15 protein-coding genes are annotated in these 17,488 nt (G+C 70.9%); 10 read left to right on the top strand and 5 right to left on the bottom strand.

All coding sequences use genetic code 11. The features are described 5' to 3' along the window. The first annotated feature begins 131 nt into the window (after positions 1-131). The 6 genes from NR792_RS23910 (at position 132) to NR792_RS23885 (ending at position 6,368) form a co-directional block, all read left to right on the top strand. Entirely contained in the window at positions 132-1,628 is a 1,497-nt protein-coding gene (locus tag NR792_RS23910) for an alpha/beta hydrolase (RefSeq protein ID WP_375754988.1), read from the top strand. Positions 1,629-1,643: 15 nt separating this feature from the next. Next, positions 1,644-2,378: an ATP-binding cassette domain-containing protein gene (locus tag NR792_RS23905; RefSeq protein WP_120555652.1), complete on the top strand. Its 735-nt coding sequence runs from the start codon at positions 1,644-1,646 to the stop codon at positions 2,376-2,378. Continuing rightward, positions 2,375-3,547: an ABC transporter permease gene (locus tag NR792_RS23900; protein WP_375754987.1), complete on the top strand. Its 1,173-nt coding sequence runs from the start codon at positions 2,375-2,377 to the stop codon at positions 3,545-3,547. Before NR792_RS23905 ends, NR792_RS23900 begins: the two co-directional genes overlap by 4 nt. A gap of 4 nt (positions 3,548-3,551) precedes the next feature. Beyond that, entirely contained in the window at positions 3,552-4,004 is a 453-nt protein-coding gene (locus NR792_RS23895; RefSeq protein WP_375754986.1) for a GNAT family N-acetyltransferase, read from the top strand. Positions 4,005-4,102: 98 nt separating this feature from the next. Beyond that, positions 4,103-5,176: a DUF2804 domain-containing protein gene (locus NR792_RS23890; protein ID WP_375754985.1), complete on the top strand. Its 1,074-nt coding sequence runs from the start codon at positions 4,103-4,105 to the stop codon at positions 5,174-5,176. Positions 5,177-5,294: 118 nt separating this feature from the next. Beyond that, positions 5,295-6,368, top strand: a complete 1,074-nt coding sequence (locus tag NR792_RS23885; RefSeq protein WP_375754984.1) for a hypothetical protein — start codon at positions 5,295-5,297, stop codon at positions 6,366-6,368. Here the strand turns inward: NR792_RS23885 and NR792_RS23880 are convergent. The 5 genes from NR792_RS23880 to NR792_RS23860 all read right to left on the bottom strand — a co-directional run bounded on the left by NR792_RS23880 (position 6,360) and on the right by NR792_RS23860 (position 12,763). Beyond that, complete coding sequence (locus NR792_RS23880) at positions 6,360-7,718, bottom strand: DUF6986 family protein (protein WP_375754983.1); 1,359 nt, start codon at positions 7,716-7,718, stop codon at positions 6,360-6,362. The genes NR792_RS23885 and NR792_RS23880 overlap by 9 nt on opposite strands. Further along, positions 7,715-8,362 carry a DUF3226 domain-containing protein gene (locus tag NR792_RS23875; RefSeq protein WP_375754982.1) on the bottom strand — a complete coding sequence of 216 codons (648 nt, stop codon included), beginning with the start codon at positions 8,360-8,362 and terminating at the stop codon, positions 7,715-7,717. Before NR792_RS23875 ends, NR792_RS23880 begins: the two co-directional genes overlap by 4 nt. Beyond that, on the bottom strand, positions 8,362-9,522 hold the full coding sequence (locus tag NR792_RS23870; protein WP_375754981.1) for an ATP/GTP-binding protein: 1,161 nt from the start codon (positions 9,520-9,522) through the stop codon (positions 8,362-8,364). Before NR792_RS23870 ends, NR792_RS23875 begins: the two co-directional genes overlap by 1 nt. Before the next feature lie 112 nt (positions 9,523-9,634). Continuing rightward, positions 9,635-12,187 (bottom strand): M1 family aminopeptidase, encoded by a 2,553-nt coding sequence (locus NR792_RS23865; protein WP_375754980.1) that lies wholly within the window; start codon positions 12,185-12,187, stop codon positions 9,635-9,637. Positions 12,188-12,199: 12 nt separating this feature from the next. Continuing rightward, the gene (locus tag NR792_RS23860) at positions 12,200-12,763 is read right to left on the bottom strand and encodes a hypothetical protein (protein WP_375754979.1); all 564 of its coding nucleotides are present in this window, start codon (positions 12,761-12,763) and stop codon (positions 12,200-12,202) included. Positions 12,764-12,900: 137 nt separating this feature from the next. Between NR792_RS23860 and NR792_RS23855 the strand changes: the two genes are divergently transcribed. The 4 genes from NR792_RS23855 (at position 12,901) to NR792_RS23840 (ending at position 17,373) form a co-directional block, all read left to right on the top strand. Beyond that, a complete protein-coding gene (locus NR792_RS23855; RefSeq protein WP_375754978.1) occupies positions 12,901-14,001 on the top strand; it encodes a hypothetical protein in 1,101 nt (366 codons plus the stop codon). 137 nt (positions 14,002-14,138) lie between these two features. Further along, positions 14,139-14,843 carry a hypothetical protein gene (locus tag NR792_RS23850; protein WP_375754977.1) on the top strand — a complete coding sequence of 235 codons (705 nt, stop codon included), beginning with the start codon at positions 14,139-14,141 and terminating at the stop codon, positions 14,841-14,843. A gap of 13 nt (positions 14,844-14,856) precedes the next feature. Further along, positions 14,857-15,759 (top strand): transglycosylase domain-containing protein, encoded by a 903-nt coding sequence (locus NR792_RS23845; RefSeq protein ID WP_375754976.1) that lies wholly within the window; start codon positions 14,857-14,859, stop codon positions 15,757-15,759. Positions 15,760-15,996: 237 nt separating this feature from the next. After that, positions 15,997-17,373, top strand: coding sequence for a bifunctional lysylphosphatidylglycerol flippase/synthetase MprF (locus NR792_RS23840; RefSeq protein WP_375754975.1), 1,377 nt, complete (start codon positions 15,997-15,999; stop codon positions 17,371-17,373). The last annotated feature ends 115 nt before the right edge of the window (positions 17,374-17,488 follow it).

Below are 17,488 nucleotides of genomic sequence, written 5' to 3'. Positions count from 1 at the left end.
GGGCGTAGCAGAGGACGCCCCACGTTCGCGCGGATTCAATCGCAGCGCGTGCCGGGGCTGTGACGGGTGCACCTTCGACACGCCAATGGTATGCGCCAGGAGGACTCCCCCGTGCTGGAGGTTGGCCCCTCGTGACAGGTGGTATCTTGTCTCACCCCCTCGCGCTGGCGGTGCTGGCGGCGCTGTCACTCACGGGCTGCTCCCAGGCCGGGTCCGGGGCCGGCGCTTCCGGGACCGCGCCCGCGCGGCAAATGGCCCTGAAGCCGTGCCGGCTGGACGGGGTGGCCGCGCAGACGCTGTGCGGCACGCTGGAGGTCTTCGAGGACCGGGCCGCGGCGAAGGGGCGCAAGCTTCCCCTGCGCGTGGTGGTGGTGCCCGCGCTCGCGTCGCAGCCGAAGGAGGAGCCGCTGTTCTTCCTCGCGGGTGGCCCCGGGCAGGCGGCGTCCCGCACGCGCATCCTGCCCGCGCTGGAGCGCATCCGGCGCCAGCGCGACATCGTGTTCGTGGACCAGCGCGGCACGGGGGACTCGCACCCGCTGGACTGCGAGGCCTTGAACCCGTCGCGCACGTCGCTGGCGGAGCGCTTCGAGGACCGCGAGGACGCGGACGTGATTCCCCAGTGCCGCAAGGGCTGGGACGCGGACGAGCGGCTCTACACCACGTCCATCGCGATGGATGACCTGGACGACGTGAGAGCGGCGCTGGGCTACCGGCAGGTGAACCTGTGGGGCATCTCCTACGGGACGCGCGCGGCGCTGGTGTACATGCGCCAGCACCCGGACCGCGTGCGCACCGCCATCCTGGATGGCGTGGCCCCCATGGGGCAGTACCTGCCGCTGTACGCCGCGCGCGACGGCCAGCGCGCCCTGGACCTGCTGCTGGACGCCTGCGCGAAGGACAGCGTCTGCGCGAAGGCGTACCCGGACCTGCGGGCGCGCACGGAGGCGCTGCTCGCGAAGCTGGAGGCCGCGCCCGCGAAGGTGCACCTGGCGCACCCGCGCACGGGCGTGATGGAGGACTTCACGCTCACCCGGCGCGTCTTCCTGTCGGAGATGTTCTCGCTGCTCTACAGCCCGGACGTCGCGTCGCTGGTGCCGCTGATGCTGGACCGCGCCACGAAGGATGACTGGACGTCCTTCGTCGCGCTGTCGCTGGGGCTCACGGATGAGGTGGCCCGCACCACCAGCCGGGGCATGTTCCTGGCGGTGGTGTGCGCGGAGGACGCGCCCTTCTTCACGGAGGAGGACGCCGAGCGCGAGGCGAAGGGCACCTGGTTCGGCTCGCGCATGGCGCTGGACGTGAAGCGCGCGTGCGCGAAGTGGCCCCAGGCGAACGTGCCCAGGAGCTTCCGTGAGCCGGTGAAGTCGGACATCCCCACGCTGCTCTTGTCCGGCGAGCTGGACCCGGTGACGCCGCCGTCCTGGGGCGAGGAGGCGAAGCGGACGCTGACGCACAGCCTGCACGTGGTGGTGCCGGGGCTGGGGCACAACACGGTGGGCGCGGACTGCGCGCGCACGCTGATGGCGGAGGTGCTCACGCGCGGCAGCGTGGAGGGCCTGACGCCGGACTGTGGCGCGGGCCTCAAGCGGCCGCCCTTCTTCACCTCCTTCGCTGGCCCCGTGCCGTAGGACTTTCAAGCGCCCATGATTGAAGCCAGGAACCTGCACAAGCGCTTCGGCTCCGTGACGGCCGTGCACGACGTGTCCTTCACCGCGGAGGACGGCGTCATCACGGGCCTGCTCGGGCCCAACGGCGCGGGAAAGACGACGACGCTGCGCATGCTCTACACGCTGGTGCGCCCGGACGGCGGCACCGCCACCGTGGACGGCGTGGACGTGGCGCAGAAGCCGGAGGTGGCCCGGAGAGCCCTGGGCGTACTGCCCGACGCGCGCGGCCTCTACCCGCGCCTCACCGCGCGCGAGCACGCGCGGTACTTCGGCGAGCTGCACGGCCTGTCCGGCGCTGGCCTGGACGCGCGCGTGGAGGAGCTGGTGGAGCTCCTGGACATGAAGGACATCGCGGACCGGCGCACGGAGGGCTTCAGCCAGGGCGAGCGCGTGAAGGTGGCGCTGGCGAGAGCGCTGGTGCACGGGCCTCGCAACGTGCTCCTGGACGAGCCCACCAACGGCCTGGACGTGATGGCCACGCGCTCCGTGCGCACGCTGTTGCGCAAGCTGAAGGCGCAGGGCTGCTGCGTGGTGTTCTCCAGCCACGTGATGCAGGAGGTGGCCGCGCTGTGTGACCGCATCGTGGTGGTGGCGCGCGGGCGGGTGGTGGCGGACGGGACGGCGGACGCGCTGCGCGCCTCCACCGGCAAGGACAGCCTGGAGGAAGCCTTCGTGAGCGTGATTGGCAGCGAGCAGGGGTTGCGCGAATGAGGGGCCAGGTCGGAACGGTGCTGCGCAAGGAGGTGCGCGACCACCTGCGGGACCGGCGCACGCTGGGCTCGGCCATCCTGTGGCCGCTGTTGGGCCCGCTGGTGTTCCTGGTGATGTTCAACGTGATGGCCTCCTGGTACCGGCAGGACCGGCCGCTGGAGATGCCCGTGGTGGGCCGCGAGCACGCGCCCAGCCTGATGGCTTTTCTTGAACGCTACGGCGCCAGGCTGTCGGAGGCGCCCAAGGACTACGAGGCGCTGGTGCAGGCCGGCAAGCTGGACGTGGTGCTGGTGGTGCCGGAGGACTACGCGCAGGACTTCTCGGACGGGCACACCGCCGCGGTGCGGCTGGTGGTGGACAGCTCGCGCAACAAGGCCCGCCAGTCCGTGCAGCGCGCGCAGCGGATGCTGGCGGCGTACTCGCAGCAGACCGGCAGCCAGCGCCTGTTCGCGCGCGGCGTGTCCCCGGAGTTGGCGGTGCCCGTGCGCGTGGACGAGCTGGACCTGTCCACGCCCGAGCGCACCGCGGCCACGGTGCTCACCACCATCCCGCTGTTCCTGGTGATGGCGGCGTTCGCGGGCGGCATGCAGCTGGCCAGCGACACCATGGCGGGCGAGCGCGAGCGCGGCTCGCTGGAGCCCCTCTTGCTCAACCCCGCCCCGCGCGGCGCGGTGGTGGCGGGCAAGTGGCTGGCCACCTGCGCCATGGCGGCCACGGGCGTGCTGTTGTGTCTGGTGGGCTACTTCCTGGTGGTGAAGCGCGTGCCGCTGGAGGACCTGGGCGTGCGCGCCCGCTTCGACGCGCCGGCCGCGCTGGGCATGCTGGCCGCGGTGCTGCCGCTGGTGCTGGCCGCGTCCGCCGTGCAGATGTGGGTGTCCACCTATGCACGGTCGTTCAAGGAGGCGCAGACGTACCTGTCGCTCCTGATGGTGCTGCCCACGCTGCCCGGGATGCTGCTGGCGCTGTCCCCCATCCAGACGCAGACGTGGATGTTCGCGGTGCCGGTGCTGGGACAGGAGCTGCTCGCGGGCGAGGTGATGCGCGGCGAGTCGCTGGGCCCGGCGCCCTTCGTCCTCGCGCTCCTCTCCTGCGTGGTGGTGTCGGCGGTGGCGCTGCACTTCACCACGCGTCTGTTGTCCCAGGAGCGCATCATCTTCGGCAGGAGCTGACCTGGTGATCCTTCGCGACGTTACAGATGAAGACCTCCCCATCTTCTTCGAGCACCAGCGGGACGCGGTCGCGCTGCGAATGGCCGCATTCCCGTCGCGGGAACGCGATGCCTTCCTGACCCACTGGCGCACGAAGGTCCTCCGCCCCGAGAACGTCACCCGCACCATCGTCGTTGACGGCGTGGCCGCTGGGTACATGGGCAGTTGGGAACAGGACGGCAAGCGCCTCATCGCCTATTGGATGGGTCGCGAGCACTGGGGCAAGGGCATCGCGACACGGGCGCTCTCGGAGTTCCTCGTGCTCGAGCCGGTTCGTCCGCTCCATGCGTGGGTCGCTGTCCACAACGTCGGGTCGATCCGCGTCCTCGAGAAGTGTGGCTTCCGCACGGTGGCCCGGGAGCACCCGCAGCACGCGGACGGAGTGGCCGAGGTCCTCATGGCGCTGGGGCCGAAATAGGGAGCAGGCAGGCTCGGGCGTCTCGAGTGTCTTCAGGGCGCCGCTTGGCCCGCGTGTTCGCGTGACAGCGCTGGCGAAGTGCCGTCCAATGTTTCGCGATGACGCTCGAGCGTGAACGAGAAGCCTTGCTGCCCTTCGCCCCGGCCTCGGTGGCCTCCACGGAAGGGGAACCGCGGTTCGGGACGTATCAGGGAGAGCTGCCGGAGGTGGACCTGCCCCGGCTCCTGGGGAAGTGGGCCCCGGGGCGCACCACGCGGCTGCTCAAGCGCAAGCGCTGGCACTACACCTTCGTCGCCACGCAGGAGGTGGCGGCCCTCTTCGCGGTGGTGGACCTGGGCTACACGGCCAACGCCTTCGCGGTGGCGGTGGACCTCCAGGAGCGCAAGCCCCTGTGCGACGTGAGCTTCCTGGGCGTGCCCGGGCCGCTCGCGGAGGTGAGCGACAAGCCGGGCGCGGGGCTCGTGGCGGCCTTCCGCACGCTGGGCGGCCGCATGTCCGTGAAGCGCGGCGAGTCCGACGAGCGCTACCAGGTGGAGGTGGACGTCAGCCGCATGCGCACGCAGTCGCTCCAGTCCTTCCAGTGGAACGGCGAGCTCCTGGTGGCGGGCGGCCCGCCGGCCCTCACCGTCATCGCGCCGGTGCAGGGGGACGGCCTGGTCAACGTCACCCAGAAGCGCAGCGGCCTCTTGGCCTTCGGCAGCCTGGAGGCGGGCGGCCGGCGCTTCCGGTTGGATGGCGGCGTGGGCGGCATGGACTACACGCAGGGCTACCTGGCGCGGCACACCGCCTGGCGCTGGGCCTTCGCGGCCGGGCGGCTGGCGGACGGCACGCCCGTGGGGCTCAACCTGGTGGAGGGCTTCAACGAGGGCGCCACCGAGGCCAACGAGAACGCCGTCTGGCTGGGCGACCGGCTCTACCCCGTGGGCCGCGCGCGCTTCGAGTACGACGCGAAGGAGCTCCTGGACCCGTGGCGCCTGACGACGGCGGACGGCGCGGTGGACCTGCGCTTCAAGCCCATCTACGTGCACCGCGAGGAGCGCAACCTGCGCCTGGTGGTGAGCCACTTCGCCCAGCCCGTGGGCTTCTTCGAGGGCACCCTGCGCGTGGGCGGCCAGGAGCTGAAGCTGTCCAACGTCCCTGGCGTCACCGAGGACCAGGACATGCTCTGGTAGCGGCCGGGCGTGCGGAGGCCGCGAAGCCCGGGGACGTCCTGCGTGTTCCTGGAGGATGCGGCGGAGGGCGCGGTGTAGGCTCCTCGCGCCCTTTTTCGCCTGAGGAGGACTCCGCGCCATGTCCTGCCCGCACTGTGGTCAGTCGCTTCCTGAAGGCCCGTCGTCGCGGACGTGCCCCCACTGCGGCGGGGACGTGAACGCGCCCGGGTCGCCGGTGATGGACGAGGTGGCGGACAAGGCGCAGCGGGCGGCGGACTCGGCGGGCCGCGCGGTGCAGGACGTGCTGGACGACCCGAGGCTGCGCGAGCGGCTGCCCGGGGGCTCGCTGCCGCTGCTCGGCTCCGGCCTGGTGGCGGCGGCGGTGGTGGTGCCCGTGCTGCCCTTCTTCGACGGCGGGCTGGGGCTGCCGTGGGCGGCGCTGATGCTGGTGGGCAGCGGCATGCTGTTCGCGCGCGAGTGGGTGGCCGCGGGCCGGACGCTGCCGCCCGCGGTGGCGCCCCTGGTGAAGTGGGCCGCGCATCCGGCGTTCCTGCCGATGTTCACCGCGCTCACCGTGACGCAGGCGTTCCTGTCGCTGGGGCTGGGCGTGGCGGCGCTGTTGTGGGTGCTGGCGGCGGTGGTGCTCGCCTCCGTGCAGTGGCGGGCCTTCAAGGCGTCGTCGCTGGCGGAGCCGTCGCTCACCCGGCGGCCCGGGGACGTGCGGCTGAAGCGGTGGGTGTTCGCGGGCGTGGCCGCGTGCGCGCTGGGGCTGCTGTTGCCGTGGAGCTCCGGGTGGACGGGCTCGCTGGTGCCCACGATGCACCTGCAGCGCGAGCGCAACATCACCATCGACGACAACTTCGCCTGGGACATCCAGGACCACGACACGTGGAAGTTCAACACGCTGGTGTTCCCGTCCTCCGCGCAGGGAGCGGGCACGGGGCGCGGCCGGCTGGGCGCGACGGGCGTGGTGCTGGGGCTCCTGGCGCTGGGCGTGCTGGGGTCGGTGCGGCGCGCGCGGGAGGCGCTGCCCCCGGTGGTGCCGGCGGTGCTCGCGGGCCTCATCACCGTGTGGGCGCTGACGGGCCTGTCCTCGCGGCCCGGGCCGTGGCTGTTCCTGCTGGGCATCCTCGCGGTGGACGTGGCGGTCGCGCGCGAGTGGCTGGGGCCCCGGAGCGCGGTGCCTCCGGGGCAGCCGCCCGCGTCAGCGTGACGCGTCCGCGCGGCCCTGGACGATGGCGCGGAAGGAGCGGCTTCGCAGCTCCTCCAGCGTCAGGCCGGTGGCGCGGGCCTCCTCTTCCGTGAGGGCGCCGCAGGCCAGGCCGCGCAGGAAGAAGTTGAGCAGCCCCTGGCCGGTGGCGGCGTCGTCGAACACGTCGCCCAGCAGGGTGGCCTGGGCGGCCTTGTCCACGAAGGCCTTGAGGCGCTGGGACGCGGGCTCCAGGCCCTCCAGGAAGAAGGCGTAGACGGCGGCGTAGCGCACGGGGAGCTGGGCGGGGTGCAGGTCCCAGCCCTGGTAGTAGCCGCGCTCCAGCGAGTGTCGCGTGTGCCGGTACGCCGTCTGCCACGCGCGGTGCACGGCGTCGGTGTTCTCGCGCCGCTGCGTGGGGAGCAGCGCGGTGTCGCCCTGCTTGCGGTGGGGGCCCACGGGCATGACGTTGGTGGCGCCGTCGGACAGGCGCACGCCGCTGCCCGCGAGGAGCACCTGCACGGTGTCGCGCAGGAAGTCGCAGGCGGGGTGGAGCATGTGCTGCATGTGCGCGCTGACGTCCAGGGCGGCGGTGTAGTCGTAGACGCCCAGGTGCACGTGGGAGCAGCGGCCCTCACCGGCCTCCACGAGCGAGCGCAGGTGGGGCCGGCCGCGCGCGTCGAAGAGGGCCTGGGGCGTCTCCACCATCAGCTCCAGCGAGAGCGCGCCGGGGGGCAGGTGGTGGGCGGCCTCCAGCTCCGACAGCAGCTTCGCCAGGGCGGTCACCTGTTCGGGCACGGTGACCTTGGGCAGGGTGACGACGAAGGACGGCGGCAGCCTGCCACCGGATTGCTCCAGCAGCGTGGTGACGAAGAGGTCCAGGGTGCGCGAGGCGCGGGCGTAGAGCTCTTCGGTGAAGGACTTCACGCGGATGCCGATGAACGGAGGGAGCGAGCCCTGCTCCAGGCCCCGGGCCACCTCCGTGGCGGCGGCGACGGCGTGGGCGTCCTCCTCCGCGTCGGGGCGGTGGCCGTAGCCGTCCTCGAAGTCGATGCGGAAGTCCTCCACGGGCTCGCGTTGGAGCTTGTCCACGACGCGGTCATGGACGCGCTGGGCGAAGCCGCCGCGCTGGGGCAGGCCCAGGCCGTGGGCGAGCTGGGAGCCGTCGGCGGCATGGTCGCGCAGCGCCGCGAGCGCCAGGTCCCCCATCTTCCGCGCGGTGCCCGCGCGGAAGAGGTGGGCGCCGCCGTACACGGTGTGCACGGGCTGGCGCCGGGAGGACTCGCCCGGGTACGCATGGGCGAACGCCACGTTGGCGCGGCGCAGGGCCTCACGGGAGGCGGCGGAGGCTTCGGGCGTGAGCGTGGTCTTCATGGGGCGGGGGATTCGGGAGCGGTAACGAACAGACGTTTCAGCCAGGTCATGAAGCGCTGGGCGAGTTCGTGGTCCGCTTGGAGATAGCGTTTGGCTACAGCTTGCCCCAGCGGTGTGCCGGGCTCCTCTTGCCAGGCGAGCCAGGTGTGAATAGCGGCCTTGGAGCGATAGGTCGGCTTGAAGCGCTGCTCGGGGAGGCTGTCCAGGGCCTTGAACGCTGCAGGCAGGAGCGCGTCGGAATAGGCAACCAACTGCTGAAGGAAGTCTTCCAGGATTCCGGTGAGCTGGTTGTTGGGCATCATCCAGATTCCGATGCGCGGTAGGTCTCCTTGAGCGGAAAGGATGACGCCATCAGCATCGGGCTGGCCTGGAAGCTCGGTGTAGCCGGCATGCTCCAGTGCTTCACAGACCGACTTCCATCGTTGCAGCAAGTTCTCATCCGCATCGATGACAACGCCGATTGTCTCTACGCCGTGGGTGCGCGGGCGGGTTCTTAAATGCCTGCGCAGGCGCTCGTAGCCGTCTTTGGATTCAACTTCGAAATGTTGTTTGTTTTTGAAGTCGTGGTGATTGCATAGATGGTAGATGACCTGCTCGTCATCCTTCCCTTCCACCAGAAGAACTCTTGCTGGGTCGGAAGGCATCAGCGAACCTCAATGGAGTCCTGCGCAATTGTTTCCAGGTCTTGTTCGTCAAAGACGGCGACTTTGATGTCATCGCCTTTCTGGGCAAGACTGATGAGCATTCCTTCTTCCGGATGTGAAGAGGCTGCCTTTTGAAAGGCTGTGATGCAATCCCAGTTGTGCGTGGTTGCGAAGACCTGCACATTGAGCTGGCTGGCAGCTTCGAAGATGAATCGCCAGAGTTGTTCCTGGACGGAATAGTGAACTCCGTTCTCCACCTCGTCTACTAGAAAGAGCCCGTCCTTGGAGCTTACAAGCCCCAAGGCGAGTTCAAATATACGGCTCATTCCGTCGCCCATACTGTGAAGTGGCTCTGCGGCAGGACGCCCCCTCCTACCGATGACGGCGTAGCGCAGTCCTTGCTGCTTGGGGTCTTCGACGAGGGAAACCCGCTCAATGTCTGGCGCGATGATGCGCAGAGCTCGAAGCATGGATTGTTCGTTCGAAGTCAGGACAATGCCGTCCCACAATGTCCCGATACTTGCCCCGCTGATACCGCGGGCCGGCAAGAGATTGCAGCTTAGAGAATTTCCTGCGTCTTCGAATTGTCCCTGGAAAATATCCGAGAAGTTGTTGGAATTGATTTCGCCCAGCGTGCGCAGGGATGCGAAATATATGGGGACGTTGCCTTGGCTGACGCGCAGCACGGGAATCATGTGCTGGGCATCTTCGGGAGGGGGCTCATCCCCGGCGTAGAAGAGCCCGTCAAGAGGTAGAAACGACTTTGGCGTGACGGCCATTCGCCCTGTTTGAATCAGCAGGGAGCTTTTATCCGCTAGGGGACCAAGCTTGATAGACGTCGTCCGTCCGGACTGTGTCGATTCGAAAAACGCCCTGTCGATGTCAATTTGGGAGGATGCTTTTTCCCTTGGCGACGATCGGCGGAACTCTTGCCGACGCTCCAGTAAATCTCTGATCTCCCATGGGGCATCCACGCTGGCTGCATAGACCTTGAGTGCCTCCAGCAACGTGGTTTTGCCCACGTTGTTCTTGCCAACGATCAGATTGACGCGGCCGAGGCGCGGAATCTCCAGGTCCCTGAACGCTCGGAACCCCTGGATGCGGAAGGAGGGGAGGAGGGGAGCGGAAGGGGGCGGCATGGCAACAGTGTCCTGGCGCATGGGACGCGCCGTGCAGTGAGCCCCGGGCGCACCCCGAGGCACTTCGAACCATCCCCAGAACCCCCCGGCCGCGCAACTTCCAGATGCGCGGCGGGAGGCATCTCTCAGGGCATCACGGCCGACGCTTCAGCCACGCGGCCACCTCCGGGGTCACGCGCTCGCGCAGGGCCACGTCCTGCGCCAGCCGCTCCAGCGTCTGCGTCGTGGCCTGCTGCGCCTCCGGGATGGGGTTCGCCTGGAGCAGGGCCTTCATCTGCTCCAGCTGCTCGCGCGTGCGCAGTTGGCCCAGGCCTTCCACCACCCGGCGCAGCAGCATGGGCGCCGCGCCCGTGCGCGCCACCAGGTCCTTCCAGCGCTTCTGGAGCTGCTCCCACCAGGCGTCGCGCCCGGTGCGGTTGTTCAGCAGGCCCATGGCGAAGATGGCCACGTCCTGCGTCTTCACCGTCTCCGTGAACAACAGGCCCTGCGCACGCTCCGCCAGCTTCGCGTCCTCGAAGGACGTGAGCGCCATCAGGTAGCGCCGCTGCGTCGCCGGGTCCGGCTCCTTCGGCAGCCGCTGCAGCAGGTCCTCGAAGAGCGCCGCGTCGCCCGCGCGCGCCACCATGCCCACCGCCGTGTCCAGCAGGTTCGCGTCCAGCGCCGTCTTGTCCCCCTGGAGCATCCGCGCCACCAGGAGCCGCGCCTGGGCCAGCACCTCCGGACTGCGCGCCAGGCCGCCCACCGCGCGCACCAGCGCCGCGCGGCGCAGCTTCACCGGATCCGGCTCGCCCGGCGCCGCCTGCCAGCCCAGCTTCTTCAGGCCGCCGCCCAACAGCCCCTCCACCCACCGGCGGAAGCGCTCCTGGTCATCGCCGTCCGTCAGCCGGTTCTCGATGTAGCCGAGCCGCCCGATGAGCTCGTCCAGCACCGCTTCATCCTCCTCGTCCCCGAAGCGCGCCGTCAGGTCCAGCAGGTCCGCCACCGGGGCCTGCCCCGCGCGCACCAGCGCCCACGTGTCCGCCAGGAGCGAGATGCGCTCCGACGGCGCCAGCGCCCCCAGGTTCGCCGTCAGCGCGTCCAGCGCCGGCTTCTCGTACTGCACCCGGTAGAAGCCCGTGGAGCCGCCGTTGGCGCACAGCCACTTCACGTCCCCCGTGCCCTCCAGCGTCACCGTCGCCTGCGCGTCGCGGAAGAGCACGCGCTGCTCCTTCACGCCGCTTCCGTCCTCGAAGCGCAGCACCATGGGCACTGGCCACGTCTCCGGGGTCTTCACCCCCGGCTCCGAGTAGAAGCGCCGCTGCGACAGCGTCACCTTCCGCCCCTCCGCCTTCACCGACACCAGCGGGAAGCCGCTCTGGCCAATCCACTTGGTGGCCAGCTCGTTCACCGGCTGCTTCGCCGCCTCACCCAGCGCGTTCCAGAGGTCTTCCTTCACCGCGTTCGCGCGCGCGTGCTTGCGCATGTACTGCCGGATGCCTTCGCGGAAGGGGCCCTCGCCGAGGAACCCTTCAATCATCCGCAGCACCGCGCCGCCCTTCTCGTAGGTGATGGCGTCGAAGCTCTCACCGGCCTCGCCCGCGTTGCGCACCTCCCCGTGGATGGGGTGCGTGGACTTGAGCGCGTCCAGCGCCAGCGCGCTCGCGCGGTGCGCGTCGAAGTCCAGCCACATGCGCCAGTCCGGCCGCCACTGGTCGACAATCTTGAAGGCCATCCACGTCGCGAACGCCTCGTTGAGCCAGAGGTCGTCCCACCACACCATCGTCACCCAGTTGCCGAACCACTGGTGCGCCAGCTCGTGCGTCACCACCTCCGCCACGCGCTTCTGCACGGACAGCGGCGCGGTGGCCGGGTCCAGGAGCAGCGCCACCTCCCGGTACGTGATGAGGCCGGCGTTCTCCATCGCGCCCGCCTCGAAGTCCGGGATGCCCACCTGGTCCACCTTGCCAAAGGCATACGGCAGCCCGAAGTAGTCCTGCAGCCGGGGCAGGACCTGGAGCGCCGCGTCCTGCCCGAACTTCGCCAGGTGCGCCTTCTCCGGCAGCGCCCACGTGCGCACCGGGATGCCCTGCGCCTGCTCCTCCGGCGTGCCCACCAGCGGCCCCACCACCAGCGCGATGAGGTACGAGCTGAGCAGCTCCGTCTCCTCGAACGTCACCTTGCGCAGCGCCCCGTCCGCCTCGTCCTTCACCACGCGGCCGTTGCCCAGCACCGTGTGCCCCTGGGGCACGCGCACCGTGAGCGCCCAGCGGGCCTTGAAGGCGGGCTCGTCGAAGCAGGGGAACAGCCGCCGCGCGTCCGCGGCCTCGAACTGCGTCGCGGCCACCTTGCCCGCCGCGTACAGCCCGCGCAGGCCTTCGCTGAAGCGCCCCGTCCACAGCACGTCCAGCGTGGCGCTGCCCGCGGGCAGGGGCGCGTCGAACGTGAGCACCACCGTCTCGCTCACCGGAGATGCGCGCTTGGACGCGGGCTTGCGCACGTCGTTGCCCGAGCGGAAGGTGACGTCGCCCAGCTCCAGCGCGTTGGCGTGGAGGACGATCTCCGTCGTGGGCTGTGACAGCTCCAGCTCCACGCGCTGTTCGCCCGTGAAGCCGCGCCCCTCCAGGTCCAGGGTCACCGTCGCCTGATAGCGGCGCGGGCGGAGGGTGGTGGGCAGGCGGAAGTTCTTGTCGTCGGTGGGATGCGCCATAGGGGCGGCAATCTAGCGCCGGCCACGCCTTGTGCTCGCGCTCCATTTCCCAGTGTCCGCCGCTTCACGGCGCTCCATCCCCGCTGCCGGGGGCACCAGCTGCCCGAAGAGGCTCGACTCGCGCTGGAAGAAGCTCTCTGTGTGGAAGGAGGCGGACAGCTCCAGCCAGAGGAAGTCCAGGTGATGACAGAGCTCGTGCAGGAACGTGCGCAGGTACGTGCGGAAGGCCACGACCCGGCCGCGCTTCGCGGTGCGCATCCACACCTGGATGCGGGGCCGCTGTCCGGGCGCCCACGTATAGAGCCCGTGCAGCTCGCCCTCGTCGTTGGAGGGCCGCGTCTCCAGCACCTCCACGTCCACGCCGGGTACCTCCAGCCGCCCCGTCAGGGCCACCGCCAGCGCCTCTGTCGCGGCCTGGAGCGCGGTCCGGTCCTCCTGGAGCAGCGCTTGCCGCACCGCCTCCACCCGGGGCCGCAGCGTCGCGGGCGTGCGCAGCGGCACCTCCGTGACGGCGTCGCTCCGGCGGTAGACGCGCTGCTCGGCGGGCGACAGGCGTTGGTAGTAGGCGAAACGCACCAGGGTTCAGTGTAACCCTTCAGGTCCTGTCGCGCCGTACATCCACCTCCACCGGGCGACACCTCCGTTGGCCGGCGGGCAGGAAGGTGCCTGCGTGGATGGCTTTGGGCCGCGGGACTCGCGCAGACTGCCGGGCCATGGGCTCTCGTCTTGTCCACGTCCTCCTCGTGTCCGTGGTCACCGTGGTGGGACTGCTTGTCCCGTGGGTGCAAGCGGACGACTGGGTCCTCCTGCTGGAGAAGGTGCTGGCGTCGGCGGCCATCTGGCGGCTGTCCGGGGTGGAGCTGGGCGTGGTGCACCGGCTCGCGGAGCTGATGGTCTACGCGGTCGCGGGGGCGATGCTGGGGAACGCGCAGGCGTTCGCGCTGCGCCGGGCGGGGCTCCAGGTGTCTGGCTGGGCGGGGACAACGGCGATGGCGGTGGCGGTGGGCCTGGTGGGCTCGCGCGCGCTGGCCGTGGCGCTGGGGCTGTCGCCCGGGATGGCGCCCGTGGGGATGGGGGTGGTGCTGGGGCTCACGCAGGGGTGGCTCTTGCGGCGCGAGGTGCATGGCGCCGCCGTGTGGGTGGCGGCGTGCGCGGTGGGCTACGGCATGGCCGGGCCGGCCGCGGACTGGAAGGCCCACGCCTGGAGGACGGCGGTGGAGGTGGGCGCGACCTGGCGCCTGTCCTCCATCGCCCTGACGGCGCAGGCCGTGACGTGGGGGGCGCTCGCGCTGTGCATGGCCATTGGCGGCGCGTTCATCCTCACGAGCCTGCGCACGCAGGTGCTGCCCGCTTCGGATTCGCGGCTGCCCGGCGCCCTGGGGCAGCTCGCGTTCCTGGGGCTGGCGCTGCCGCTGATGGTCGCGCTGGAGGCCCGGGAGAAGAGCGAGCCGCGGTGGATTTCGTCCGCCAATCCCCCGGCCCGGATGCAGCCCCGGCCCATGCGGACCTGGGGACCGACGCGCACGCCGTCCGGCGAGGGGGTCTTCAGCCCCGGATGCGCCAGCAAGGGCTGCAAGCCGGACATGACCTATGAGGAGCCCTCCCCGCCGCCACCGTCCACGCGCCCCGTGTACCCCGGCCGCCGGGCGCCGACCGTCCACGACGAACACCTCTACGTGCTGACCGGCACGGGGAGGCCGCGCCTGGTGTCCGGCCAGAAGTGGAACAACGCCGCGAGCGCGGAGGGCGAACCCATCAACGAGGCCTCGGGCCCTCGAACAGGGCGGGCCGCGTCGGACGTCGTCGTGCCCTGAAGGCTTCAGGGCGCGCGGTTGCCGTGGGTGGGAACTTCCTTGCCCACCGCGGGCCGAGGGGCGGGCGCCATCCGTCGTGAGGTGGACACGCGCAAGGCCGCGAGGGCCGGGCACGGCGGTTGCTCTGTCGCGGCCGCATGGGACGAGGCGTGTGGGTGGGCGCGTTGGTGAGCGCGCTGGTGTGGGGCGGGGCGGCTCAGGCAGCGAACAAGGCCACGGCGACGAAGAAGGCCCGGCCGGCGGTCCAGCTGTCGGAGCGGGCGCTGTGGCGGGCGAAGTCCTGGGTGGGGATGACGACGCTGGCGAAGATGAGCTCGGCGGTGACGGATGACTGCTCGGGCATGACGCGGCTGGCGTTCCAGCAGCGGCGGTTGGACCTGCTGCCGGACGACGTGCTGCCGGAGGAGAACGGCGTCACGGCCATCCACCGCAAGGCGCGCGCGCTGGGCATGCTGTCGACCACGCCGAAGCCGGGCGCGCTGGTGTTCTTCAAGAACACGTTCGACCGCAACCGCGACGGCCTCATCAACGACGGCCTCACGCACATCGGCATCGTGGAGCGGGTGGGCGCGGACGGCACGGTGACGTTCGTGCACAAGTCGGGCGGGCTGGTGAAGCGCTCGCGCTTCAACCTCCAGCAGCCGGAGGCGCGCAAGGACGCGAAGGGGCACATCCTCAACGACTGGCTGCGCCGCAAGGGCAAGAAGACGCGCGGCTACCTGGCGGGAGAGCTGGTGGCGGGCTTCGCGGCGGTGGACGAGCGCTGGCGTTCGCCCGAGCCGCCGCGCGTGGCGTCCGCGAAGTTCACCGTGAAGGGTGACGCCCGGACGGCGCGGCGTTAGACACGGCCGGCAGATGTCCACCGTCGAAGGCCCGTCCGAGGCCCTGAGTCCCGAACCCACCGAGCCCGTCCGGCCGACGCCGACGCCGCCGGAGACACCGCCGGCGCCGCCACGCGGAAGAAGGCGGTGGGCGCGCTGGGTGCTGGGGGGCGTGTTGGTGCTGGGCGTGGGGACCGCGGCGGCCACGTACGCCGGGCTGCCGGACGCGGGCCCGCTGGTGAAGGAGAACCCGAAGACGACGGCGCTCATCGAGCAGCGCGCGAGCGAGGCGCGCGAGGCCGGGCGCAAGCCGCGCCGCCGGCAGCAGTGGGTGCCGCTGTCCGCGGTGTCCAAGCCCGCGGTGGACGCGGTGCTCATCTCCGAGGACGCGAGCTTCTACCTGCACGACGGCGTGGACACGGTGGAGCTGGCGCGCGCGGTGGGGCAGGCGGTGGAGGAGGGGAAGCTGGGGCGGGGGGCGTCCACGCTCACGCAGCAGCTGGCGAAGAACCTCTGGCTGTCCACGGACCGCAGCCTGTTTCGCAAGCTGAAGGAGCTGGTGCTCGCGCACCGGCTGGAGGAGGCGCTGACGAAGCAGCGCATCCTCACGCTGTACCTCAACGTGGTGGAGTGGGGGAACGGCGTGTATGGGATTGAGGCGGCGGCGCGCGAGCACTTCGGCGTGTCCGCGTCCCAGCTCTCCGTGGCGCAGGGCGCGGTGCTCGCCGCGATGCTGCCGTCCCCGCGCAAGCGCTCGCCGGCCAGCGGTTCCCGCGCGCTGTGGAAGCACGCGCACCGCGTGGTGGACGCGCTCAAGACCTACAAGCGCATCAGCGCGGCGCAGGCGGAAGGCGCGCACGCGGAGGTGGACCGGCTGCTCGGCCGCGCCCCCGCGGACGGCGGCGGCGCGGACGACGCGGAGGACGACAGCCCCTGAGCGTTCCGGTGGGCGGGTACTACCGCCGGGCCCGCCATGGGAGGGCCGTCCCATGGGGGCCCGGCTCCTGCCCTGAAGTCCTGTGGTGCGCCGAAGCGGCCGGATTGGATCCATTCCCCGCGCACTCCACCCGGAGCGGGTGCTCTGCCGCACGGTCCGTCCGGGAGAGGCCCTGTCTCCCCGGGTGGCTTTGGCTGGCGAGGCGTTCCGGCGGGACGTAGTTTGAGCGCAAACCCCATGGCCGACCCCCACCAGGACACCGCAGGCGACCCGCGCGAGCGGGTGCTGGCGCTGCTCAAGCAGCACGGCTGGAACGCGACGTCCTTCCAGGTGCTCCAGCCGGGCTTCCAGTACTGGTTCGCGCCGGAAGGGGACGGGTGCATCGCCTACGTGGACACGGGCGGCGCTTGGGTGGCGGGAGGCGGCCCCATCGCCGCGCCGGAGCGCGTGCACGACGTGGTGGAGGCCTTCCACCGGGCGGCCCGGAGCGCGGGCCGGCGCGTGAACTTCTTCGCCACGGAGGCGCGCTTCTCCCAGCTCGTCCCGTTCGAGGAGCTGCCCATCGGCGAGCAGCCGGTGTGGGACCCGGCGAACTGGGACCGGGTGGTGAAGGGCAGCCGCAGCCTGCGCGAACAGCTCCGCCGCGCGCGCTCCCACGGCGTGCGCGTGCGCGAGGTGCCCGCCGAGGTGATGGAGACGGAAGGCCATCCGCTGCGCGCGGCGGTGGAGGTGCTGGCCGAGCACTGGCTCGCGTCGCGCCGCATGGCGACCATGGGCTTCCTGGTGGGCCTGGCCCCGGGCGCCTTCGCTCGCGAGCGCCGCGCCTTCGTGGCGGAGGTGGAGGGCCGCGTGGTGGGCTTCCTGTCGGTGACGCCCGTGTACGCGCGCGACGGCTGGTTCCTCCAGGACCTCTTGCGTGAACCCACCGCGCCCAACGGCACCGCGGAGACGCTGGTGGACGCCGCGATGCGCGCCGCCGCGGTGAACGGCCGCCGGTACGTGACGCTGGGAATGGCGCCGCTGGCGGGCCCGGTGCGGCCGTGGCTGCGGTTCGCGCGCAGCGCGGGGCGCCCGCTGTTCGACTTCGAGGGCCTGCGCTCCTTCAAGGCCAAGTTCCGCCCTGACTCCTGGGTGCCCCTCTATCTGTCCCATCCAAAGGACGAACCGGTGGCGTGGGCGATGTACGACGCGCTCCGGGCCTTCGCGCGGGGCAGCCTGGTGAGGTTCGGGCTCGTCACGCTGCTGCGCCGGCCGCGCTTCTTCGTGCGCACGCTGACCGCGCTGCTGGTGCCGTGGACGGTGCTGCTCGCGCTGCCCATGAGCGCGCACTGGTTCCCCTCGCCGTGGGTGCAGCACGGCTGGGTGGCGTTCGACGTGGCGCTCATCGCGGGCCTGCTGCTGCTGCTGCGCCGCTGGCGCGACGGGCTGGCCACGCTGCTGGGACGGCTCACCACCGCGGATGCCTGTCTCACGTTGGTCCAGGCGCTCGCGTTCAACGCCGCCCGCGCGCGGGGCCCGTGGGACTGGAGCATCATCATCGCGTCGGTGCTCGCCCCCGCGACGGCGTCCGCGATGCTGCTGCGCTCACGCGACCTGCGCGTCCCGGAGCCCTGAGACGCTCTGGCGATCAATGCTGTCAGCGCTGGACTCTTCCCCCAGGAAAGAATGGATCCAACGCGCGGGGGCTCCATCACCTCTTCATGGGTTGACTGTCCGTACCCATGAGCCT

This window comes from Corallococcus exercitus (assembly GCF_042231735.1).
GTDB lineage: Bacteria > Myxococcota > Myxococcia > Myxococcales > Myxococcaceae > Corallococcus > Corallococcus exercitus_B.
Note: the sequence above shows the minus strand (reverse complement) of the source record. Positions and strands in the feature narration are given on the sequence as shown.